This window comes from Nostoc flagelliforme FACHB-838, from assembly GCF_014698065.1.
GTDB classification, from domain to species: domain Bacteria; phylum Cyanobacteriota; class Cyanobacteriia; order Cyanobacteriales; family Nostocaceae; genus Nostoc; species Nostoc flagelliforme_B.
Window position 1 is genome coordinate 1 of record NZ_JACJSI010000095.1, and the last position, 23,672, is coordinate 23,672.

At 41.0% G+C, this 23,672-nt stretch carries 20 protein-coding genes and 1 pseudogene; 12 read left to right on the forward strand and 9 right to left on the reverse strand.

What is annotated here, in order from left to right:
* Nucleotides 1–141 precede the first annotated feature (141 nt).
* The gene (locus tag H6G97_RS51440) at nucleotides 142–1,524 is read right to left on the reverse strand and encodes an eCIS core domain-containing protein (protein ID WP_199349735.1); all 1,383 of its coding nucleotides are present in this window, start codon (nucleotides 1,522–1,524) and stop codon (nucleotides 142–144) included.
* A 235-nt stretch (nucleotides 1,525–1,759) separates the two neighbouring features.
* On the opposite strand from H6G97_RS51440, the gene H6G97_RS28940 reads away from it, so the two are divergent.
* The 6 genes from H6G97_RS28940 to H6G97_RS28965 all read left to right on the forward strand — a co-directional run bounded on the left by H6G97_RS28940 (nucleotide 1,760) and on the right by H6G97_RS28965 (nucleotide 9,091).
* Complete coding sequence (locus H6G97_RS28940; protein ID WP_190943984.1) at nucleotides 1,760–1,999, forward strand: hypothetical protein; 240 nt, start codon at nucleotides 1,760–1,762, stop codon at nucleotides 1,997–1,999.
* Nucleotides 1,999–2,523 carry a phage tail protein gene (locus H6G97_RS28945; RefSeq protein WP_190943985.1) on the forward strand — a complete coding sequence of 175 codons (525 nt, stop codon included), beginning with the start codon at nucleotides 1,999–2,001 and terminating at the stop codon, nucleotides 2,521–2,523. The genes H6G97_RS28940 and H6G97_RS28945 overlap by 1 nt, the downstream gene beginning before the upstream one ends.
* 22 nt (nucleotides 2,524–2,545) lie before the next feature.
* Nucleotides 2,546–6,082, forward strand: a complete 3,537-nt coding sequence (locus H6G97_RS28950) for a hypothetical protein (RefSeq protein WP_190943986.1) — start codon at nucleotides 2,546–2,548, stop codon at nucleotides 6,080–6,082.
* Nucleotides 6,083–6,120: 38 nt separating this feature from the next.
* Nucleotides 6,121–6,684, forward strand: a complete 564-nt coding sequence (locus H6G97_RS28955) for a CIS tube protein (protein WP_190943987.1) — start codon at nucleotides 6,121–6,123, stop codon at nucleotides 6,682–6,684.
* An 80-nt stretch (nucleotides 6,685–6,764) separates the two neighbouring features.
* The gene (locus H6G97_RS28960; RefSeq protein WP_190943988.1) at nucleotides 6,765–8,495 is read left to right on the forward strand and encodes a VgrG-related protein; all 1,731 of its coding nucleotides are present in this window, start codon (nucleotides 6,765–6,767) and stop codon (nucleotides 8,493–8,495) included.
* Between the two features lie 98 nt (nucleotides 8,496–8,593).
* Nucleotides 8,594–9,091 (forward strand): PAAR domain-containing protein, encoded by a 498-nt coding sequence (locus H6G97_RS28965; RefSeq protein WP_190943989.1) that lies wholly within the window; start codon nucleotides 8,594–8,596, stop codon nucleotides 9,089–9,091.
* Between the two features lie 78 nt (nucleotides 9,092–9,169).
* Here H6G97_RS28965 and H6G97_RS28970 read toward each other — a convergent pair whose 3' ends face one another.
* Both H6G97_RS28970 and H6G97_RS28975 read right to left on the reverse strand, forming a co-directional pair.
* Nucleotides 9,170–9,493, reverse strand: a complete 324-nt coding sequence (locus H6G97_RS28970) for an NIPSNAP family protein (RefSeq protein ID WP_190943990.1) — start codon at nucleotides 9,491–9,493, stop codon at nucleotides 9,170–9,172.
* Entirely contained in the window at nucleotides 9,490–10,014 is a 525-nt protein-coding gene (locus H6G97_RS28975) for a GNAT family N-acetyltransferase (RefSeq protein WP_190943991.1), read from the reverse strand. The genes H6G97_RS28970 and H6G97_RS28975 overlap by 4 nt, the downstream gene beginning before the upstream one ends.
* Nucleotides 10,015–10,464: 450 nt before the next feature.
* On the opposite strand from H6G97_RS28975, the gene H6G97_RS28980 reads away from it, so the two are divergent.
* Both H6G97_RS28980 and H6G97_RS28985 read left to right on the forward strand, forming a co-directional pair.
* Nucleotides 10,465–10,878: a GPW/gp25 family protein gene (locus H6G97_RS28980; RefSeq protein ID WP_190944001.1), complete on the forward strand. Its 414-nt coding sequence runs from the start codon at nucleotides 10,465–10,467 to the stop codon at nucleotides 10,876–10,878.
* Between the two features lie 92 nt (nucleotides 10,879–10,970).
* Nucleotides 10,971–13,172: a putative baseplate assembly protein gene (locus tag H6G97_RS28985; RefSeq protein WP_190943992.1), complete on the forward strand. Its 2,202-nt coding sequence runs from the start codon at nucleotides 10,971–10,973 to the stop codon at nucleotides 13,170–13,172.
* 62 nt (nucleotides 13,173–13,234) lie between these two features.
* On the opposite strand, the gene H6G97_RS28990 is transcribed toward H6G97_RS28985, so the two are convergent.
* Nucleotides 13,235–13,381 carry a hypothetical protein gene (locus tag H6G97_RS28990; RefSeq protein WP_190943993.1) on the reverse strand — a complete coding sequence of 49 codons (147 nt, stop codon included), beginning with the start codon at nucleotides 13,379–13,381 and terminating at the stop codon, nucleotides 13,235–13,237.
* On the opposite strand from H6G97_RS28990, the gene H6G97_RS28995 reads away from it, so the two are divergent.
* The gene (locus H6G97_RS28995; protein WP_190943994.1) at nucleotides 13,373–14,404 is read left to right on the forward strand and encodes a phage tail protein; all 1,032 of its coding nucleotides are present in this window, start codon (nucleotides 13,373–13,375) and stop codon (nucleotides 14,402–14,404) included. The genes H6G97_RS28990 and H6G97_RS28995 overlap by 9 nt on opposite strands.
* A 70-nt stretch (nucleotides 14,405–14,474) precedes the next feature.
* Nucleotides 14,475–15,674, forward strand: coding sequence for a DUF4159 domain-containing protein (locus H6G97_RS29000; RefSeq protein WP_190943995.1), 1,200 nt, complete (start codon nucleotides 14,475–14,477; stop codon nucleotides 15,672–15,674).
* Nucleotides 15,675–15,763: 89 nt separating this feature from the next.
* Here H6G97_RS29000 and H6G97_RS29005 read toward each other — a convergent pair whose 3' ends face one another.
* The 3 genes from H6G97_RS29005 to serA form a co-directional block, all read right to left on the reverse strand.
* Nucleotides 15,764–16,984: a hypothetical protein gene (locus tag H6G97_RS29005; protein WP_190943996.1), complete on the reverse strand. Its 1,221-nt coding sequence runs from the start codon at nucleotides 16,982–16,984 to the stop codon at nucleotides 15,764–15,766.
* A 130-nt stretch (nucleotides 16,985–17,114) separates the two neighbouring features.
* Nucleotides 17,115–18,035, reverse strand: coding sequence for a 50S ribosomal protein L11 methyltransferase (prmA, locus tag H6G97_RS29010; protein ID WP_190943997.1), 921 nt, complete (start codon nucleotides 18,033–18,035; stop codon nucleotides 17,115–17,117).
* Between the two features lie 95 nt (nucleotides 18,036–18,130).
* Nucleotides 18,131–19,711: a phosphoglycerate dehydrogenase gene (serA, locus tag H6G97_RS29015; protein ID WP_190943998.1), complete on the reverse strand. Its 1,581-nt coding sequence runs from the start codon at nucleotides 19,709–19,711 to the stop codon at nucleotides 18,131–18,133.
* A gap of 805 nt (nucleotides 19,712–20,516) precedes the next feature.
* On the opposite strand from serA, the gene H6G97_RS29020 reads away from it, so the two are divergent.
* Nucleotides 20,517–20,708, forward strand: a complete 192-nt coding sequence (locus H6G97_RS29020) for a hypothetical protein (RefSeq protein WP_190944003.1) — start codon at nucleotides 20,517–20,519, stop codon at nucleotides 20,706–20,708.
* Between the two features lie 157 nt (nucleotides 20,709–20,865).
* Here H6G97_RS29020 and H6G97_RS29025 read toward each other — a convergent pair whose 3' ends face one another.
* Nucleotides 20,866–21,720: an HIT family protein gene (locus tag H6G97_RS29025; protein WP_190943999.1), complete on the reverse strand. Its 855-nt coding sequence runs from the start codon at nucleotides 21,718–21,720 to the stop codon at nucleotides 20,866–20,868.
* Nucleotides 21,721–21,850: 130 nt separating this feature from the next.
* Nucleotides 21,851–22,095, reverse strand: a pseudogene (locus tag H6G97_RS29030) (hypothetical protein); the annotation flags it as partial.
* 149 nt (nucleotides 22,096–22,244) lie between these two features.
* Between H6G97_RS29030 and H6G97_RS29035 the strand changes: the two are divergent.
* The gene (locus H6G97_RS29035; protein ID WP_199349737.1) at nucleotides 22,245–23,546 is read left to right on the forward strand and encodes an NACHT domain-containing protein; all 1,302 of its coding nucleotides are present in this window, start codon (nucleotides 22,245–22,247) and stop codon (nucleotides 23,544–23,546) included.
* The last annotated feature ends 126 nt before the right edge of the window (nucleotides 23,547–23,672 follow it).

Genomic DNA, 23,672 nt, shown 5'->3' on the forward strand with positions numbered 1-23,672 from the left:
CATACTTGGCTCGAATTACGCTCTCAATTACAAAAACACCACCCATTGCCAGAATTGAACAGTATCGATTTCGCAGAGACCCCAAGGCTTACTTGGCTAATCTAGAGAGTCGTTTTCTCTAGTGAATTTTACCACACTAGGTTATTTCTTTTTTCCCCAGGTTGAACCTGAAGGAAGTAGGGAAGGAGCATCTTTCAGTTTTTGATTGTCGCTGTCTATTTTATCTTTTTGTGCTTGCTTCTGCTTTTGCTCTATCACTCCTTGTAATTCATTTTGCATATTGACTTCAACTTCGATGCGCTTAATATGTCCGGGATCTGAACCTAAAGACTTTAGTTTTCCTCTTTCTTTGATCGACTTGTCAATAGCATCCTTGAGTTCTTGCAGTTTAGATAATGACAAAGTTTTTAGTGTACCTAGATTTATATGATTTTTTAGCTCATTAACCTTTGGCTTTAAGCCTTGCACAGTAACGTTACTTTTAAGCTCATCCTGTGTCATCACACGTTGAATAAGCGATCGCTGCACTGCCCCGCCATTCTGTTGCACAACATGGGTTAACTCATGCGCCAACAACTCTTGTCCACCCCGACTCCCAGGATTATATTCCCCCTGCCGAAAGAACACATCTTGTCCCGTTGTGAAAGCACGCGCCTGAATTGAGCGATTCAACTGGTCAGATTGACCATCCGTGTGAACCTTCACCCCACTGAAATCAGCGCCAAACGCCTGTTCCATCGGTTGGCGGATGTTGTCTGCAAGCGATTGTCCACCACCTCTTGCTTGGTTAATGGACGTTTCCAGGTCTGGTGTAGCAGCCATCCCAGCCTGACGCTGCACCATCGGCTTCATCTGTAATTCTTCCTCTTCCTCTGGCAATGCTTCTCGTTGCAGTGTGCTGCTGTCCAGAGATTTCATCTGTAATTCTTCTTCCTCTTCCTCTGGCAATGCTTCTCGTTGCAGTGTGCTGCTGTCCAGAGATTTCATCTGTAATTCTTCTTCCTCTTCCTCTGGCACTTCTTCTCGTTGCAGTATGCTGCTGTCCAGAGATTTCATCTGTAATTCTTCTTCCTCTTCCTCTGGCACTTCTTCTCGTTGCAGTATGCTGCTGTCCAGAGATTTCATTTGCAATTCTTCCTCTTCCTCTGGCACTTCTTCTCGTTGCACCAAAGGCGTGATGGAATTTGCCAGAGGTTTCATCTGCAATTCTTCTTCTGGCGCTGCTTCTCGTTGGATAGACTGAGTATTTACAGGTTGCGCTATTCTTTGCATTACCTGCTGTGCTACGCTATCAGCTTCCTGTTCGTAAATGTCTCCAGGTTGGCTAATTGAGAGTTTTGCTTGCGATCGCAGTGGTATGCGACTTATATCGTGAGTAACTGGTTTATGGAGTGATTGTATTTTAGAAACTGCTTGGCGTGAAATTGTCGACGACTCCAAACCAAAGCCGCGTGTCGGGTGTTTCAGGGATGGAATTGAGAAACTTGTAGTAGTTTTTTTCTGCCGGCTGACGTGTTCTCTCATTTTCTTCTCCAGATGCCCAAGCAGTAGGTAGATAAATATTTTGCTGTTACTAATATCTAGAGTACTGCGATCGCATTTTCAACACAACTTATCAAAAGTAGAGTTTTAGGGGCGCAAGAACTTGCGCCCCTACGTACCCTGCGGGACGCTTACAGTTGTACTAAGTTAGACTTTTGGCTACTTTTGATTCTGATGCAGTACCTTTAGCCTGGATTTAGGGAAAGTTTTTTTATTTATGGACTCAAAACAGCAACAAAATTTTTTCACCTTCGATGGAGATGTTGGCAGTACTGCTGGCTACGCGGGGGTTTCGGCGGCATCTGATGCTAGCAAGGCTGCTATTGCTGCGGGTAAATATCTCAATGATTCACTGCTGATGAACCAGCTGACAGAACGCGTATATAAACTTTTGCTAGAAGATATGCGATCGCAGCGCGAAAGAATAGGTAGTTATGATTCTCAAAGGTGGTTGTAATGGCTACAGGCGCTAACAATGGCAACATTACTCACGAATTAAATTATGTCACTACTAATCGGTTCTACGTAGAGATAGACAGTTCTATTGCTGCATCTTTCGCTGAATGTTCAGGATTAAGCGTTCAAATTAAGAAAAATATTTTTCAGGAAGGTGGTGTTAACGACCAGCAAAGAATTTATTTAGGTCATACAGAATTTGCAGACGTAACTCTTAAACGTGGATTTACCGATCATCCAGGTTTTTGGAACTGGATAAATGCAGTTTTTGATGAACAAAAGAAAACATCTCGACGTAATGTTAATATTTTAATTTTCAATCAAGCCGGTGAAACGATGATGAGTTGGACTTTGATTGGTGCTATTCCTATAACCTGGAAAACACCTGCACTCCAAGCAGATGGTAAGGCAGTTGCCATTGAAGAATTAACTTTAGCTTATGAAGGCTTACAAGTTGCAAGAGCTACAGGAGGAGGCGTTTCTGTACAACGGAATCAAACAACAGGATATTTCGTTTCTAACTAATTAGCTGTTTTAAATCATAAATATGCAAATTATTCAATCTCCATTAGGAAACAATATTCATCCCCTTGGGGCAATAACATCTTTATCTCATCCTCAAAAAATGTTGTTGAGAAAAGACTCTCCTTATTTGAACTCACAAAGTAATTTTGTCAGTTTAATACAAAGTAAACGACCATTAGTCACATCTTCAAAATTTTTATTATCTCGTAAATATGAACAGTCTATTCAACCATTAATCGGTTGGCATACTTGGGATACTCAAGATATAAATAGTGACTTTACATCTCTAGAACTTGATTCTTTTGATTCAAGAATACTACCAGAAGATAACAACATTAATACTATTAAATCAGTAAATAATAGCACTCAAGATATACAACTAAATTCTATTGATAACAATACAGCTAAAGATACACAACAAGAAATAAATCCTAAAGATAAATCTAAATCAAGGAAAACAAGTAAATCTCAAAAGCCACCAGAAAAAAAATCAAAATCGACATCTAAAACTAAAAAAACGGTAAAATCATCATTAGCTAAGAATGCTAGCAAATTTGTTGATGACAGTAACATTGATATTAATCTTCATGAAGATAAATTACTAGTATCAGATGAGCCTCTGCCTGTTCAAGCTCAAGCTAATTTAAAATTACCTACTTTACAATTGGAAATAGACCAAAATAATAATATAAATGATTGGGATGATGTTAATAGTGTCAAGCCTATTGTAACGGCATCAGATTCGCCTATTATTCAAGAGCAATCGGCTTTGTTCAATAATATTGCTAACGATAGTTTGCAATTAAGTCCTGAGTTACCATCTAGTTTATCTAGTCCAAAGTCTTCTCTTACAAAAAGTATTTTGCCATCACAAAAAGAGATTACAATAGACAATAATACAAATGATGTAATAGAAAGTTCGCTTGGAGAATTTCCTTTGCATAATAATGTAGATCAAGGATTTTTTCCCCATAGTAACTTTACCGATAATGAGCAACCAATAATCACCGATACATCAGAATCAGTTAATATCTCAAATATCCCACTCAATCCAACACTGCCACAACAGGATATTGAAACATATAGTTTTCCTTCTGTAGTTGATAATCAAATCAGCCCTTTATCGACAAATTTAATACAAAAAAAAGACGTATCACCATCCTTAACTTCTCCATCGCCGGAAGGAGAATCACCAGATAAAAATATTAATTTAGAGACAATTAAAGCCATTGAACCAGACTTAATATCAGAAAGCATTGCGAGTGATTTTATTACAGATAATGCTGTTGTTGATAATTCTCTACCTTTGTTGTCAGCATTTCCTTCACCCAATGTTGATGATGCACCTACTTTACTGCATTCTTTGGGCAACGATCAAAATACCGTAGGGACGCATGGCTATTCTCCCCTACCGGATGTTGCTGCACCTAATTATGAGTCTTCAATTGTAAAAAGCCCTATTACAATACAACAAGAAATTGATTCTAATGTTCTGAGTGAGTTTCCAGTTAGTACCCCTGTTGAGCTAACACCTACTTCAGCCGATGTTGAAGGCACACCTAATTTATTTAAAAACTCTGATAGCAAAGAACAGTTAGTAACTTTAGAGTCACAATCTGCTATGAGGGTTAATGTTTCAGATGTCTTAGCAAATGTGACTTCATTGGAACATGACAGCAATGTTGAGAATACTACCAGCGAGTCTACAGAAATTCAGCCTATCTTAGCACCACCTGAGATTGGTGAAGCACCAACAATTACCGCCACATCACCTGAGATTGGTGAAACTGCAATGTCTAACGATAAACCGCTAGGCCTTTACGCACCAATTCCCGCCACATCACCTGAGATTGGTGAACCTACGATGTCTAATGACAAACCGCTAGGTATCTACGCACCACTTCCTGAGATTAGTGAAGCACCAACAATTACCACAATATCGCCTGAGATTGTTGAACCTGCGATGTCTAACGATCAACCACTAGGCGTTGACGCACCACTTACCGCCACATCGCCTGAGATTGGTGAAGCACCAACAATTACCACAATATCGCCTGAGATTGTTGAACCTGCGATGTCTAACGATCAACCACTAGGCGTTGACGCACCACTTACCGCCACATCGCCTGAGATTGTTGAACCTGCGATGTCTAACGATCAACCACTAGGCGTTGACGCACCACTTACCGCCACATCGTTTGAGATTAGTGAAACACCAACAATTACCACAATATCGCCTGAGATTGTTGAACCTGCGATGTCTAACGATCAACCACTAGGCTTTTACACATCACTTCCGGCCACATCGCCTGAGATTGGTGAAGCACCACCAATTCCTGCTACATCACCTGAGATTGGTGAGGCTGCGATGTCTAACGACAAACCGCTAGGCGTTTACACACCACTTCTGGCCACATCACCTGAGATTGGTGAAGCACCAACAATTACGACCAGATCACCTGATATTGGAGAAACTGCGAGTATTTTCAGGCAAATTATTGACAATGAACAAACAGTAGAATCAGAATTTCCGACTGCGGTAACAAATCCTGAAATCTCAACCTTTGTTGATACCTCAGATAATCCTACCTCTTTGCAAAATGAGGTAAGCACAGTACCTGAAGTTGAGCAAAATGCGATCGCAGAAAATTTGCCAGCGCCTAAAGGTTATGCTACTGGTGGTCATGTAACAGCTTCCCCCGTTGAAAATCGTCAGCAGATAGCATCTTCCGATACTGTACCTGCAATGCTTACGCCTGGAGAGTTTGTAATTAATACCAGGGATGCACAGAAGAATTTACCTTTACTACATCACATCAACACTGGTGGGACACCGCACGATATCATCCTTCCCAGTTTACAGACACCCAATGCTCAAGAACCAGAAGAAACAACCTCTCCAGAAACTCCGACTAAAGTCGATTCTTTTTCAGACACTTCATTACAACTAAAAAGCGCTGAGACTGACTCACCTCAGATATCTAATTCTTTAATTCCTTCTTCCTTGGGGTTGAATATTAGTAGACAAAAGCTTTCGATACTCAATTCTCCACAGCTTAATCCTCTTGAAAACGAAACAAGTGATATAGATGAACCTTCACCTCAATACTCATCACCTCCTCTAATTTTTCGAAAAGCAAATCCCACCACTAACACATCTTCCCAATGGTCAAACACACCTTCTCAATGGTCAAGTGTGGAAGATTTGCTAAATGGAAATAATGATGAATTCACTAGCTTTAATTTTAGTGATATGGAATCTAACAGCCAAAATTATGAATTTTCTCACGTTTCCGAATCTCCACAAATTTTTGCTAAACACCTTCCTGCACCTAGAGGCTTTGCTGATGGTGGAGAAGTCACTCCACCAGACATATCTAGAGAAATACAACCGGTAACTGAGACAATAGAGAGCACATCCTTATCCCCTCAAAAAGATGACAAAGATGATGCGGCTAATCTTGAAGCCCTAGCCCGTGAAATTTATACCAGATTACGACAACGGATAGAAATTGAGCGAGAACGTCATGGCGGTTACTCAGGTAGATTACCTTGGTAAATTTCCATTCAATAATTAATTTTCGGAGAAATACTCAAATGGCAAGCCCAGCAATTATTGTTGTCCAAAAGCGTCAACCACAACTTCAAAAAGCCAAACTTGTGGCTTACAAAAGTGGAGGAACAAAAGATATTGAATTGATGTTTAATCCGACAGAGATTAGTTTTACTAGAACTGTTAAGTGGGAAAGTGAGCAAGGGAATAGAAGTACCGAACTTATCCCTAAAGTTAATTTTTCTGGCGTTGATCCTTATAAATTTACACTTAAACAGTTACTATTTGATACTTATGAAACTAAAGAATCGGTAATGAAGTATATAAATATTATTAAAAAAGGTGTAGAAAGTATAGATAATAAACCTGATACGCGTCCACCTGTTTATATATTTACATGGGGAACCGAATATTTCTATTGTGTAATTACGAGTTTAACTTACACTTTAAATATGTTTCTTACAGACGGTACTCCAGTCAGGGCAATGGTAGATATATCTTTGCAAGAAGTAGATAAAAACAATATTCCTGGAGGAAAAGAATCAGCTTCTAAAGGCAAAGATCGTCAGGCAAATGAAAAATTGGGGCCAACTGATAAACCAAAGTAACCAAATCTATAAATACTCATTTGTCACGCCGTTATCTTTCAAGATTATTCAAAATATCTACTGCTTATAAAATAATAGTTATGCCTAAAGAAAGTCTCTATTTAAGTCAACCTCAAATCCAGATAGAAGGACTAAATAATTATTCAGAATTGATGAAAGATTTGGTGCAAATCACCATAGAAGAAAGCCTGCATTTACCAGCAATGTTTACCCTAGTAGTACATAATAGCTATCTTTCCACTTCTGAACGCTCAGAAAACAAGCCTTGGCGATATGAGAAGGTATTTGAGATTGGGAAAAAAGTAAAGTTGGGTTTTAGTGGGAGTACTACTCAAGATGCTAATTTCAAAAAAGATTTAGAAAGTTTTCTGATGGAAGGCGAAATTACAGCAATGGAAGTTCACTTCAATGATAAATCTGAAGCTGATGTAATTGTTCGTGGCTATGATATTTCTCATCGTCTTCATAGAGGTCGTTATAATCGTTCTTTTTTGAATGAAACTGATAGCGATATAGTCAAAAAAGTAGCTAAAGAAGTAGGAATAAAACTAGGCAATATAGAGTCAACTAGTGAAGTTCATAAGTATGTATTTCAAGAAAATCAAACTAATATGGAGTTTTTGCGGGAAAGGGCTGCCCGCATTGGCTTTGAGTTATTTATTACAGACGACAAAGTAAATTTTTGCAACCCAAAAGTTCAGAAAGATTTACCACTAAAATGGCTAGTTGATATTAGTAAATTTAGTACCCGTGTCACCAGTGCTGAACAGGTGAGTTCTGTGGAAGTGCGTGCCTGGGACTATAGCCGGAAAAGATTGATTAGTCAAACAGCCAAGAAAGAGAAGCAAGTAACTGAGACAGGTAATAAGCTAGGAAGTAGTACCAATAATGCATTTTCTAATCTTAATTCGCCCAAAATGATTGTTGTAGATAAACCTGTTGCCAGTGAAAAGCAAGCAAAGGATATGGCTCAGGCTTTGTGTGATGAACTGGGAGGAGAATTTGTTTATGCAGATGCCAAAGCCACAGGGAATCCTGAAATTCGTCCGGGACGAGTTGTTAAACTTGAAGGTATGGGCGATCGCTATAATGGTAAGTACTATATTACAGAAACACGCCATTTCTTCAATCAGCGGGTTTATGAAACACATTTCAGTGTCCGGGGACTACGTTCTGGAAACTTATTCACAACTCTATCTACACAAAAACGCCTACAGCCATCTGAGACTTTATTAGTCGGAATTGTAACTAATAACAAAGACCCAGAGAAATGGGGGAGAGTGAAAGTTAAGTTTCCAACAATGACAGAAGATCATGAAAGTGACTGGGCGAGAGTTGTAGCTTTGGGAGCAGGCCCAAACAGAGGCTTTGACTGTTTGCCAGAGGTAAACGATGAAGTTTTAGTAGGTTTTGAGCATGGCGATATTCACCGTCCCTACGTCATTGGCGGGGTATGGAATGGCAAGGATGCACCGCCCGAAAAGGTGGATAACTCAGTTACAAGTGGTGTAAGATTACGTACTATTAAGACTCGTGTAGGTCATACTCTACAGTTCGTCGAAGAGGATAAAGGAACTAGTAAAACAGGTATTCGCGTAGAAACTAAAGACGGTCACAAAATATATCTTAATGATAGTCAAAGGTGCATAGAGATTGAAACCAAAGGCGGTCATAAAATCAAAATGGACGATATGGCTAAATCTGTTTCAGTGAAATCAACAGGTAATATGTCATTAGATGCTGCTGGAAATATAGACATTTCAGCCACTGGCACAATTACAGTAAAAGGTGCATTGATTCGCCTTAATTAATTCGTAATTCGTAATTCGTAATTAGTAAAAATCTTCAACTAATTTAATTACGAATGATTTTAGGGTTTGGTAATGAAAAATATTAATAAGAGGTTGTCATGGGTAAACCAGCAGCAAGAATTACCGACAATGTAGCGCACCCCTTACCTCCAGTATTAACAGGAGGGCCGGGTAGTCCCAATGTGTTGATTGGGTCTTTACCTGCATGGCGAGGCGTACTTGCCGCAGCAGTACCAGGTTTACTATCTGCCAAAACATCTTCTGATACAGCTATCCAAGCAGCTGAGGCTGCTACTCTAGCGGCGGCTGGTACACCAGGGGCACCTGCTGCTTTAGCCACCGAACAAACTACAAAGGCAACATCAGCAGCTACTATGGGTAGTGCGATCGCATCTGCTGCCGCAGGTGCTGATATTCATAATTGCGCTACACCTTTACCCGTACCTCCCCACGGCCCTGGGGTTGTGATTGACGGTAGTCAGACTGTGCTGATTAACAATCTGCCTGCCTCTCGGATGGGTGACACTATTTTAGAAGCATTAGGGCCGCCGAATAAAATTATCAAAGGTAATCCCACTGTTCTGATTGGCGGCTGATTGGAGAAGTAGAGGAGATAAAGGAGGGGAGAGTTGGAACTTTACTCATCCATCTCAGAACTCCGTTCATCCACTGTTTTATTGAAAATTGTTAATATCGCCTAAAACTGGGCGCATAAATGATCGCTCATAACTAACAATGCACTTTGTTCGACGCGCAAATTCATACGCTTCCCGACAAGCTGGATCTTGCTGAGAGTCTATCCGGTATTGCTCGTATGCTGCAAGGCTGGGAAAACTGAACAGAGCTACGGCAATATTATTAGCTCCTTCATCTGGAAGAAAGTACCCGTGATGTTTTCCACCAAATTTTTCCACCAACGGAATCCACATACATCCGTATGCTTCAAAATCCGAAATTTTGTCAGGATCGATAACATAGCGCAAATAGCAAGTAATCATATCAATCTGCTTTCAGGACTTTTCTTCTCATCAGTCATCTGTGCTAGTTTCTTCTCCCAAAATAATGCCTTGCCCATCTGAGGATTTAGCTCATAACCATTAAATCCGCACGCCTTGTATGCTAACTGGGCAACATGGTTTCCTTCCAGTACCTCTAGCGTGAGTTTGCAGCAGCCCAAATCCAACGCAATCTCCTCCGCTTTCTGTAGCAGCAGTTTGGACAAGCCTCTACCACGGTAGGGTAAAGCAACGATGACATCGTGAATATTAAGTAATGGCTTACACGCAAACGTAGAGAATCCTTCTAAGCAGACAACAAGCCCTGCGGGTTCGGCATCGACAAGCGCAAGAATGACATGAGCCGCTTTTCTTTTTGCAAGCTCTGCTGAGAGATTTGCTTTAACGTAGTCCGACAGACCTTTACCACCACCCATCGGGTCGAGTGCATACTCATCCATTAATTGAACCATAGCCTCCGCATGAGCTGGCATACTCAGGTCTGCTTCAAAAATTTCAATCATCTATTAATTCTTGATTCTTCAAATGTTGGCATAACGTTTCTGGTCAGTGGCTGCCGACAACCCTAGTTTGCGATATTTTATCTGAATTACAGCACTTTTCATGTATTTGAACTATATCTGTCGTAAGGGCACAGCAATGCTGTGCCCCTACCGCATGGTCTATTTAACTGAAAATAGCTGTAAAAAAAACTAATTCCGATCCTGAAAAGATACTAGCAGGAAAGGCATTGAAGAAGACAGATCGCTTTTAGCGTCTCCCGTTCAGAGAAGAGAAGCTGTTGAGAAAAGAATTACTAAAATAACCCTCTTTCCTCCCCTGCTTCCCTTGCTTATCCAAACCCTATTGCCTCTGCCCCCGCTTCTTCATCTTCGACCTTTGGCGAATAGGCTTAAACCTTCTGTGCCGATATCTTTGAAGATATCCATGTAACAGCTGTTTAAGTGCCAGATATGGTTTATGGTCGTGAACGAGCCTATTTGGGAACAGGTTGGGCTTATCCGCTGCATTTAAGTGTGCAAGGTGGGATACAACTTAGCCGTGAAGATCAAAAAGTTAAGGAATCTATTTGGATTATCCTCCGCACGGGAGTAGGTGAGCGGGTTTATCGACCTACCTTTGGTTCGCGCTTGTCAGAACTGGCGTTTGCACCCATGAATAGCGATACCCTACTGCGAATCCGTCTTTATGTCTTGGAAGCTTTAGAAGTTTGGGAACCACGCATTATTATTGATGAAGTTCTCACCGATCCTGACCCTGTGCGTGGCAGAGTGGACATCATTATCAATTATCGACTCAAAGACGGCCCCGATATTTATAGTTTTGTTTATCCTTATTATTTGGTTTCAGCTGGAGAGGAATCGTGATATCAATTAAAAATTGAAAATTAAAAATTAAGAAAGCTCAATTTCATCTGGGTTTCTAAACTTGTATCTGTCACATTCTTTTTAAAATTGGTATGAACTTTGATTTTTTACCGAAATTACCTTCTTCTAACTTAGACGATCGCGCCTTCGATGATTTGGTGGAAGAATGTATTATGCGTATTCCTCGCTACTGTCCAGAATGGACTGACCACAACCTTAGCGACCCAGGAATTACGCTAATTGAGTTATTTGCTTGGTTAACTGACCAAATGTTGCTCAGATTTAACCAAGTACCTCGAAAAAATTATGTAACTTTCTTAGAATTACTGGGTATTCGTCTCCAGCCTCCCGCCCCAGCCCGCACGGAATTAACTTTTTATTTAAGCGCTGCACTACCTGAAGCCTACACGATTCCGGCAGGATTGGAAGCCTCAACTATCCGCACTGAAACTACAGAAGCGATTACTTTTAGTACAGATTCTCCTCTAATTATCGGCAACCCCCGCATCCAACACTTCTTAACTGCCCAAACCACCGAAGATATTCCCCAATCTCTGCGCGAAAGAGTGACAGCTTCATGGACTCGTCAATCTGACGGTTTCTGGACAGGTAATGAACAACCGATTTTTGAAGAGGAACCCCAGCCTGGTAACTGTTTTTATTTAGCAATTAATTCTGATGATTCTTTAGACGCTAATGTTTTAGAAATTATTTTCCAAGGGGCTGCGGCTACTCCTGCTGGTATTAATCCCAATCAACCACCCCGGAAGTGGGAAGCCTGGGATGGAGAAAACTGGCAACCAGTTTTATTGCGAGAGTCAGATGATAAAACTCGCGGGTTCAGTTTTTACGAAATCGGCCAAGAGGGTGGAAATCCGTCTCAAGGTGCAGAGGTACGTCTGCATCTACCGGAAATTTGGCCTGTGGCTAATTTTACCTCTTACCGAGGTCGTTGGCTGCGCTGTAGCTTTGTTAGTACAGAAGCCAATGAAACTGGTTATAATCGTCCACCACGAATTGTTGGTTTAGCAGCCCGGTCAATTGGCGGTACTGTTAGGGCTAGCCACAGTACGCTGATTCAAGATGAGCGATTGGGAATTAGTGATGGTACACCCGGCCAGAGTTTCCAGTTACAAACAGCACCAATTTTAGAACGCCGAGAAAATGAGTATATTTTAGTTACTCCTGCTGGTGGTTTGCCTCAAAAGTGGACTGAAGTGAGAGATTTTGCTGATTCTGGGCCGCATAACTTTCATTACACCATCGATTCGATCACTGGTACAATCCAGTTTGGGCCGCTGATTCGGGAACCTAGCCAACTTAAACAACAAACACAGGTGCGATCGCGAATTCAGCAACCATCACTAGATGAGACATCTGTACAAGTTCTTGACAATAACCAATCTGAACACCAATATGGGGCGATTCCTCCCCGTGGCTCAGAGATTAAAATGGTTGCTTATCGTACAGGCGGTGGTAGAGAAGGGAATGTTCAAGCTGGGGTAATCCAGTTTTTGAAGTCTGCGTATCCATACATTGCTAGCGTGGTCAATCGTGTACCAGCAATTAATGGGGCAGATGCCGAGTCACTAGAGCAAGCTGTGATGAAGGCTCCCCGTATCCTCCGCACACGCGATCGCGCCGTCACTGCTGAAGATTTTGAAGTTTTAACTCAACAGGCTGGTGCAGGTGCGATCGCCCGCGTTCGTTGTTTGCCAGCGAATTCTCGTAGACAAGCTGGTATAGTTAGTTTACTGGTAGTACCCTTCGCAAATACAGATGCGATCGCCCAAGGCAATGGCATACCACCAGAAGATTTTGCTCTCAGTAATGCCCTGCAAGAGCAAATTTTGACTTACTTAGATGAAAGACGCTTATTAGGGGTACAGGTAGAGTTACAAGAACCGAATTACGTAGGAGTTTCTGTACAGACAGAAGTTGCTTTAGAGCCAGCATACAACAACCCTTTTGCCAGCGAAGAAATTCGCCGGAATTTAAGGCGATCGCTGTATAAATATTTAAATCCATTGACTGGAGGAATGGACGGCAAAGGTTGGCCATTTGGGCGACCCCTGTATACATCGGATATTGTCGCCTTACTGCAACAAACCCCAGGTGTGCGTCATTTAGGCCCTGTCTTACTGTTTCCCATCCGCAAGCAAGGAGAAAATTGGCGTCGGCAACCATCGCCAGAACAATTGATTGATCCAGGATCAGAAGGTTTAATATGTTCTTGGTCTGATACAAATCTGCGTTCAAATCACGACATTCAAATAATTCGTAATGACGCTTGATGACTCGCTAACGTAATTCGTAATTCATAATTTGTCATCGGGCATGGTTCAAGAATCAATAGTTATTCTTCCCCTGCCTCCCCTGCTTCCCCTGCCTCCCCTGCTTCCCCTGCTCCCCCTGCCTCCCCTGCTCCCCCTGCCTCCCCTGCCTCCCCTGCCTCCCCTGCTCCCTCATCCCCCACTCCCCAACCCCCAATCCTATGGTTCAAAGTCGCTCTAGTCCAGCTGTAAGCATTCAATTAACGCCAATGCAGATTCCCGAAGCTTTACCTGTGGCAGGTTTGGCATTTGCAAATGCAGAAAACATAGATATCGCTGGACGTAGTTTACTTTTGCATCCTGGACATCCGAGTGAGATGATTGTGCAAGTGCAAAACTTAGAACAGCGTCCTTTGCGGGTAAGCTTAAGCGTTGAAGGAAACTTTCCGCCCCAGTGGTGTCAGATTGGCACAGAAGGGAGTGAGATACCGCCTCGTGGACAAATGGATGCTGTCCTCTACTTCTCAATTCCCGACACATTTTTTGAAGACCAAGAAGCGATTTCTCCTGGAAAAAAAGATAAACTAACTCTTAATTTCCGCAGTCTAGTTACTCTACATATAGACCCAGGCACTGACAACGAACAAATCGAGAGAAGCGAGTATTTCGATTTATACATCCGTCCCTACACTGCCTACATGGAATTCTTGCCAATTTTGTATCGGGAAGTAGACTTTATTGGTCGCTTCATGAAAATATTTGAGCAAGCTTTTCAACCAATAGTTAATAGTTACAACGTCATGTGGGCAAACCTCGACCCCTTGACAGCACCGCAAGCATTACTACCCTTTATGGCTCATTGGGTTGCTTGGCAAGTAGATTCTGTTTGGGATCTCCAGCAACAACGGCGTTTAATTCGCCGAGCCGTAGAACTTTATCGCTGGCGAGGAACTCGTAAAGGATTGCGTCTTTACTTGCATCTTTATACTGGTTTACCGCTAGACGAACATTTAACTAATGAAGCTGATAAACATATTAGTATTACAGAACCTTTTGGCCCAAGTTTTATTATAGGAGACGCACAATTAGGAAATGCAGTTTTAGCAGGTGGGCAACCATATCATTTTATAGTGCGTTTGCGTTCAAATATTTCTAGTGGCATCATCAATGAGCAACTCATCCAAAGAATCATAGAACAAGAAAAACCTGCTTTTTGCACCTATGAATTATCTATCGAAAACCCCACTAATTAAATAATTCGTAATTTGTAGTTAAGTAAAATTAAACAGACTTTTAATCCAAAATCTTAAATCCAAAATTACTATGTCCCATCCTTTCCCACCCCCACCAATAAAATCATTTGAACGCCTGCAAGCCACAGACGGTTTACTAATCAATGCAGAACGTTGGCGCACAGCCCATGAATATCACCGTAATCGGCAAAATGCTCAATATCAAAGTTTAAACCAACCAGGAATTGTCTGCGGTTTAGGTGTTCGGGATGTAACCGCCCCAAGCCAAGTTGAAGCTAGATATAGAGATGGGCGTTGGGTACAAATTCAACCTGGTATTGCAATTGATTTAGCAGGTAATTTAATTGTTATACCGACTTCTTATGATTTTCCCATTGATCTAGAAGTTGTAGGTTCAGAACCGCTCATGATCTATTTAGTAGTTAGCTATGTAGATCCCGATGAATTGCGACGGGGACAGCAAAGAGATATTGTTCAAGAAAGTTATCGAATTGACCAAAGAAACTCTACACCAATCAGTTCAGAAATAGAAATATGTCGAATACTCCTGCAACCAGGACATACTGACATTACCCAACCTGCTGATGCTTTTTTCCCTGGATATAACAATATTGATTTGCGTTATCGCCGTCAGGCACAAATGCGTCCCCAAGCACTTGTTTGTATGGCACAGGCGACTCATAGCGATCCCGAATGTGCGCGTAATTTCTTCAGCCTTTCCTACTTATTACAAGCGGTAGAACCCCTATACCCCAGTTTGCGAGGTGCTGATGAACCAGGTCAGGTTTCTTTAGCAGAAAATATCCAAGACTATGACATCCTTTATCTCACAGGTGGACAGGCTATATCTTTAAATAGTCTCGAATTTGAATCCCTCAGAAATTATTTAAATTTAGGTGGTGTGCTTTTAGTTGATGCGCCAACAAATGCTAATGCTTTAATTGAGAGTACTCAAGCCTTGGCACAACAGTTAGAGAGTCCTTTAAGACCTTTAGAAGAATTGCAACGGAGTCATCCTTTAAGGACAAAACCTTTCTTATTTGCTGCTTTGCCAATGGTTAATCAACAGCAGATTAAACTGTTAATTGGTGGAGGGATTATTTTAGTAATTGGAGATTTAGCAACGGCTTGGGGACTGGATAGAGATTTGAGTTTACCCAGATTGACCATTCGTACAGCTCAGGAATTAGGTATTAATATTCTTCACTATGCTTGGAAGCGGCGACAATTAATAGGTTTGCAACAGGAAGATAATTCCGGGCAATGGTGAAAGTGCTATTTTAGACACTAAGTATAGGGAGGCGATCGCACAAATTGAAAGCTCATTATAGTTTATAGTGCGATCGCCTCAGATACAGGCTAATGATTGTTGTCGTTTTCAAGTTCTCTTAATAGAGAATCGAAATCGTTACTGTTTCCACCTTTAGTAAATAAAGACCGGATTTTAGCAATAATTGAATCTATATCTCTATACAAAAAGCTACTTAAATTTTTGACAAAGTTAATTATTTTCTCAAAAACAGCGAGTTCTATAGTCGAATATTCATTTTGATATGGATATACAACTTTGCCTTTTTCTGTCTCATAGTACTCTTGTTCAGGCATGAGCATTGATCTAAGCGGTCGATCCTGTTTTGCTTTATCTGGTTCGATTCGCTTCTGGCTGAGGAATAAAACATCATAAACTTTTCCGTTCCAGACAGCCCAGTAATGATTTTGGAAAAACCACCGTTCGCCATCATCACAATTGGGGTCTTTTCCTCGATATGGGGTTTTTCCACCTTCATACAAAAACGGTTTTAGGAGACTTTCAATCGCTATTTTTTTAATGCCAAAATACTCTTCTGCTACTTTTTTAAAGGCGCGTGCTAATGTTTGGCAGTCGCCTTCTGGAGAGCCTTTTAAAAGAGTTTCGTGGCTCTTGCTCACCATTGTGTATTTAAATTGGATATTCTCAAAATTTTTGAAAAGTTGTTCCAGAATTTTATCTTCTGTTAATGTTTCTTCTATCCCATTTACTAGTGTTTTTGCTAGTGGGTATTCTTGTAAAAATTTTTGTTTTCTATCGGCTGAGTTGTCTGCTGCTGATTTTGGCTGCTGTGCATCTTGCTTTTGCAAAGCAGCTGTATTAATTTGGTTAACTACAGAAGTAGCGACTCTATCCGCCTCTTGCTCATATTGATCTCCTGATTGACCAATAGTGAGTTCTGGCTGTATTAATGGTTGCGTTTGTGCGAGTGAGACACTATCAGCACGTTTTATCGCCATTTTGCTCAGGTTATGACCAAACTGGGAAGAGTGTTCTTTTCCTTGCTGCAACGACTCATTCATCTTTGTTTGCAATACAGTCAGTTGCTCCTGTTGCTCTGGGGTGATAGTGCCACGCTTGGCTTGTATTTGGAGTTTTGTTGCCTCAAACTGATACTGTTGAAATTTCTGATTCTCTACTTTTGTCTGTACTATAGGCTTGCGGGAACCGAGTTGAGAGTGGTTAGTTAATAAACGTGATTGCAGCTGATCTTGCTCTGACGAATAAGCGGATGAGTCAGCTTTTTTGTGGATTTGTAGCCGTTCTTTCATCGCTAGTTTCAAAAGTCAATAGTGGGTAATCTATATATTATGTCACTTACTTAAAGATCCCCGGCTTCTTTAAGAAGTTGAGGATCTAATTGTTTACGAATGATTTAGGATCGCGATAATTTCTACTAACTTAAGAACGCCGTACATTCAAGCAACACCATTCTTTACGTTTCCACAAAGTAGCGACAACCCAACCATTTTCTTCTAAAGCGTCAGCGACAGCTTTCGATTGTTCTAGTAAAATACCACTGAAGATTGCCCAAGTTTCAGGTTTAGCGATCGCACTCATTTCTGGAATTAATTCAATAATTACATGAGCCAAAATATTGCAAACGATACCATCCACTGGTTTGTCAAGCAGCTTTGTCAAAACGTCTACACTTCCCAGCGCTGGTAGTAAACGTTCTGAATTAATATCGTTCAGCGCACCATTACTGATAGTTGATTGCACCGCCAAAGGGTCATTATCTACTGCATAGACTTTCTCTGCTCCCAGTAGCAGCGCTCCAATGGAAAGGATACCAGAACCACAGCCAATATCCGCAATTACCAGATGCTCATGTTTGCCACCAGTACCCACAAATGACTGAGGAACTTCACTCAGCCGCATTTCTAGCGATTCCAAGCATAGCTGAGTAGTGGCATGGTTGCCCGTACCAAATGCTACACCAGGATCAAGACGAATCACTAACCGTTCCGTAGTTTCTGGTAATGGTAGCCACGCGGGGTTGATTAGGAAGCGATCGCCTATTTCTTGCGGATGCCAATATTGTTTCCAGCTAGTCGCCCAATCTTCCTCATCAATTAACTGCCATTGCAGTGAGGGAGATGAAAGTCCTACACAGAGGGCATCTTGACGCAGCCACAACGATAAAGCTGCCAAATCTAGCAGCTGCGTTTGAATTGTCGATAAATAAGCCCTGACTAAAGATGAATTTCCTTTGTTTTCACTAGCTGTACCACGACAGCCAAAATCTTCCAGTCGCCAAAAGATCGATTCTTCTAGGTCTGGCTCACATACAATATTCAGTTCCCACCAAGTGTTTGCCATCTTTCAGAATTCAGGAGTCAGAATGGGCTAAACGCCCCGCTACCGCTAACAGGAGTCAGGAGGAATTATTTCTTCTGACTCCTGGCTCTTGACTTTTAAAGTGTTACTGTATACGCGTCCCGAATACCAGGGACTTTTATAATCTCATCCAAAATGCCCTCTGGTAAAGGGTCATCTATACTCAGAGCCATTACCGCATCACCACGGACGATTTTACGACCTACTTGCATACTGGCAATATTCACATTAAAACTGCCGAGTAGGGAACCAAGTTTGCCGATAATCCCTGGCATATCGCGGTGCAGGGTAAACAACATATATTTGCTGGGTGGGACGTTAATCGGGAAACCGTCAACGTCGGTGAGGTGGATTTCTCGCTCACCCAACAAAGCGCCTGTGACAGAATGAGTACCTAAAGTACCCGTGGCTTCTAGATGCAGTGTGCCGGCATAGTCTCGAATCGAAGCATCGCGGGTTTCAATTACCCTAATTCCCCGTTCTTTGGCTTCTATGTTGGCATTTACGTAATTTACTCGTTCCCGCAAAGCTTGGTAAAGTAGACCTTTCAGGGCAGCGACAATCAAAGGCTGACTTTTGTTGGTCGCAAGTTCCCCTTGTAGTCGAATATTGAGTACTTCCACCCGTCCGCCAGCTAGCTGTCCCACTAGATTACCTAGAGTTTCTGCTAATTGCATATAAGGTTTGAGTTCTTCCAACACATCGGGGCCGAGTCCGGGAATGTTAACGGCTGAACGGGCTGGTAGTCCTAAAAGTACATCCCGAATTTGTTCGGCAACATCAATAGCCACATTCACTTGAGCTTCTGCGGTAGAGGCTCCCAAGTGCGGAGTGAGGATGATTTCTTTGCCTAGCGATCGCAATTCAGATTCACCCAGTGGTTCTGACTCAAACACATCTAAGGCTGCACCGCCGATTTTACCCGCTTTCAAAGCAGCTGCTAAAGCTACTTCATCAATGATCCCACCACGAGCGCAGTTGACAATCCGGGCTGTGGGTTTCATCTTTGCCAAGGTTGTGGCATTGATTAAGTGGGTAGTTTCTGGAGTTTTCGGGATGTGTAGGGTGATATAGTCTGCTTGCTGGAAGAGTAAATCTAGTTCTACCAACTGACAACCAATTTGTTCAGCTCGGTCTGTAGAAATAAAAGGGTCATAAGCTAGGAGTTTCATCCCCATTGTCTTAGCTACAGCCGCAACATGGGAACCAATTTTACCCAAACCGACAACGCCGAGAGTTTTTTTGTAGACTTCCGCGCCGACAAAGCTATTGCGATCCCAAGCACCGCGTTTCACCGAAGCGTTAGCATCAGGGATATGGCGAGATAAAGCCAAAATCATCGCTAGCGCGTGTTCAGCCGCAGCAATTGTGTTTCCCTCTGGAGAATTGACTACCACAATTCCCCGCCGGGTGGCAGCAGGAACATCCACATTATCCACACCCACACCAGCACGACCGATGATTTTTAGTTGGGTACCGGCTTCAATGATTTCTTGAGTAACGCGTGTACTAGAACGAATCATCAGCGCGTCATACTCACCAATAATTTCGAGCAGTTGGGCTGGTTTTAGACCTAGTTTGACATCAACGGTAGCAACTTGCGAAAGGATGTCAATTCCAGCTTGGTCAATAGAATCTGAGACAAGAACCTTAGACATGATTACTTCATTTAAAGCTACAGGTTTTGCTGCACAAGACTTTTTAGTTTAGTCTTTATCTGTCGCAATTCAGCAAAAATTATTCGTTTGAATATCGACTTAACTTTAACTTACACTATATGTTGATGGTATAGAAGCGTGAGCTGCTTCCGGTGGGTACTGCCTCCTAAGTATTTGAAGAATAAGTGGCTGTTTACACCACCCTGTTGCTAAATATAAAGCATGAATCGCCCTAAGCACCTATATATTTATTAACAGTTTAAAGTTACCAAAGTTTTATCGGCTGAAGCAGCTTCCTTTGAGGGGTAGAAACGCTTGTATTCTTGACTGGGCTGCAACTTTAGATGAGGCAATGCTATGCAGAACTAGAAAACGAGCTAGTAACTATCTATATCTGTCGAATCTTCTCTATTTCTCAATACCACAAGTGGTATCCCTTAGTCAAAGCAAAACATTGCATCATCAAGATAATCAGATTGTGACAGTTTGAATTTAGGTATCAAATAAATTTTGTTGCTCATGATTCCGGCAGAATTAAGATCGTCTAGTAGTTAAAAGTTGCCAATTAGTGTCAGTAGAGTAATTAATATACAGTAGTAAACTAGTAATTTGTCAAGCTAATTTTGAGAGTTTGTAGTAAACACTTGAGTGCTTAAAAAACCAGGATTAAAGTCCTGACTACGAACTTGTTCACGCCCCGTAACTAATGAGACAGATTACTAGTGACATTGCTAGGGGAGAAATCGCTATAATTCTGGTGAGCTAAATAGAGCCAAATATCCTTTGAGTTTTGGGAAAACCAGCCATGTTAGAGTACAACTTGCCAAGGTACTTGCCCTCAGCCGAGGAACTACCAGACTCTGATGAAACACCTGTGGATAATGAATTACAAGAATTGATACCAGGCTTGCTAGCCAAAGAAATTGAGCGACGTTGCCAAGCTGCAAACCCAACAGTAGTTGAGATGATTACAGTAATACTCAGAATAACAAAGTAGAGATTGTACTGAAAAAGCATGATAACAAAGCATTTAAGAGATGATCTCAACCTTATGAGATAAGTTTGAGCAAGTCGTGATCTTCCAGTAATTTTCATAATTACTTCAAAACTGTCAAGTTATAGCAAAGTTCTGAATCCTGAATTATTAAAAAAAACTATTGCTTTTTAGGAATAACATTCCTGATTCCACTTTTAGTAGAGACAGTATCACCTTTGTAACGAGGGATGATATGAATACTAGCGTGCATAATATTTTGAACTGCGGATCGATTGATATTCATTCCTACATTAAAACCATCAGGTTCAAATTCTGCTTTGAGAATTTCTTGTACTTTGTTCACCATAAACCAGCAAGCAGATTGCTCTTTAAATGGTAGTTCAAAATAATTGCTAACATGACGTTTAGGAATAACTAGAATATGTCCTTTACTTATTGGATAGCCGTCAAAGATAGCGTAACAAGTTGCTGATTCAGTTAATAATTTTAGATTGCTACGAGGATTACAAAATATACAATAATTAGATGAATTTCGCTGATGATTATAGTGTGTATATTCATATACTTCCCGATCTTCATCTAATAAAATTGAGGGAAAGGGAAGTTTGACGATACATTGGTATGTTGGTTTCTTATGGACATAATGCTCTCTGAAACCTTCTTTTTTGATATCCCTTCTTACAGCATAATAAGCTTTACCCCCTGGTTTTAATAAATGTGAGATTTCCATAAGAACATTAGCTTGTTCTTCGGAAAATAAAACATTTAAAACATAAAAGCAAATTATTGTATCAAATTTATTATCAGGATATTCTGGAAAATAATAAGGGTCATAGGCTGTAATATCACAACCTTTTTGGCGCAATATTTTAACATCATTACCAAAGCCACAACCAAAGTCTAGTATTTTGCCTTGGAGAAGGTTTTGATTTAATAAAAGCTGTGCCGGAAATGATAGATAATTTCTTGCGATCGCAGTAAGATGGCTGAATTGATTTTTTTGCTGTTTCATAGAATTTTGGTGCAGATGTCCCAAAATTATTATTCCCAGCATCCCTTAAGTTTATGCGATGTCTACGATGGGCTACGCCTACGCATCAGGGTCAACACCTAGCTCACGTAACTTAGCTGCTAATATATCGAACATAAAACCAGTCTGGGGCTTTGACAACGATTTTTTGTTGACTGTGGCTACAAGTCCAAAATTAGAGCCAATCAGCATTTGAGGTTGGATGCGTCCTGTGCTTCCCAAAGCATCGGTAAGCGCAGCAGCGATCGCAGGTTGTTGAATATTTTCCACTGGATCGTCTGGTAAAATGAAGTCGGCTGGAAGTGCTTCCCAAGTAACAATTGGTTCTTTTTGGATGGGGTTAACTTGTAGAACCATAAAATTACTCCTAATATCCATGCACAGTATATTAGTTATTTTTAACAAATCTTCAGGTAGCATCGCTTTTAAGTTAAAAACCCAGAAATCTGGAAAGTTTTCTCTTACAGGTGTATATACTCGTAGTCAAGCACTTAGCAGGCGTGAGTATGATAGTTGAGTGGTTCACTCTCTGGATAGGTCAAAAAGCGGTTGGATTTCTTGTCAAAACTATTATCAGCGAAGAGTTTTTCAAAGATTTGGTCAAGGACTACGCTAAAGATTTTTTCAAAAATATCTTTAATAATGCTGTAACCGCGCCCTTCAAGCAAGAACCGCTTCAGAAAGCTGTAGTCATGGCGCTGACAGAATTTTTGCAAGCGATGCAGGAGCAGTTAAAGGTTCGTTGCAGACTTTCTGAAGCTGAAATTCAAAATTACACTGAAGATATCAATAAATTTATCCGTGACAAGTCGGTTAAAGAAATTCTTGGTCAGGCTTTTGATATTAAATGTGATTCTCTAGATTTTAAAACACTGGCAGATAGTTGGAAAAGACTTCAACTCAAACTTCTACCACCCAAATTTAACTGGCAAACAATTACAGAACAGTATCTCATACAAGTTCAAGATATTCTTTCGGATTCAGAAGAGTTACGCTATATCTTGGAACTTCAAAAATTATCCAGTATTGATAAGACTTTAAAAGAAAATGCTGATATTCCCAAGGATTTTAATTTACCGCAATATTTAGAAACTATTCGTGAACGCTACGGCAATCTGAAGTTAGATAGTTTAGAAACTACAGCCCGCGAACATCCGGTAAACTTATGGCAAATGTTTATTCCGCAAAATGTGCGGCAAGTTTATCAGGTTTTACCAGAACTGCCTAAAGAATATCTCCGCAGGCTACAAGAAAGTAAGCAATTAGATGCGGAATTTGCAATAGAAAAACTTCAAGAAGAAACAGAACGTTATCAACGTAATTATTTTGAACAGCCAATCCGTTCAGTATTAGATGTTATCCGAGATAAGCAACGTAAAAATTATCTAATCATTTTAGGTGATCCTGGTTCCGGCAAGTCTACATTGTTGCAATACCTAGCGTTGGATTGGGTAGAAAAAACTCTCGAGCAGAATGATTTTAATCTGCCAATTCCTTTGCTGATTGAATTACGCAATTATATGCGCGATCGCGATGCGGGTAGTTGTAATAATTTTCTCCAATTTTACCATAATAGTCCCAATTGTTTTTATCACCTCAATCAGCATAAATTGCATCAGCAGCTAAAGGCTGGTAACGCTTTAGTCATGTTTGATGGTTTGGATGAAATCTTTGAATCGGCGAAACGGGAAGAAGTAATTACCTGTATTCATCGCTTCACTAATGAATATCCCGATGTGCAGGTAATCGTCACTTCTCGGATCATCGGTAAACGTTCACAGGAGTTATCCTGCTACTGTAAAAAATAAGTACACGTAAATAGTAGATTAAGAGGCATGAATGAAAACTGCCTCGCCTACGGAATCGAAATTTCCGACTTAGATTGGGAAAAGACTCCAGCCATTGTCAAAGAACTGGTGGAGAAAATGGGGCAG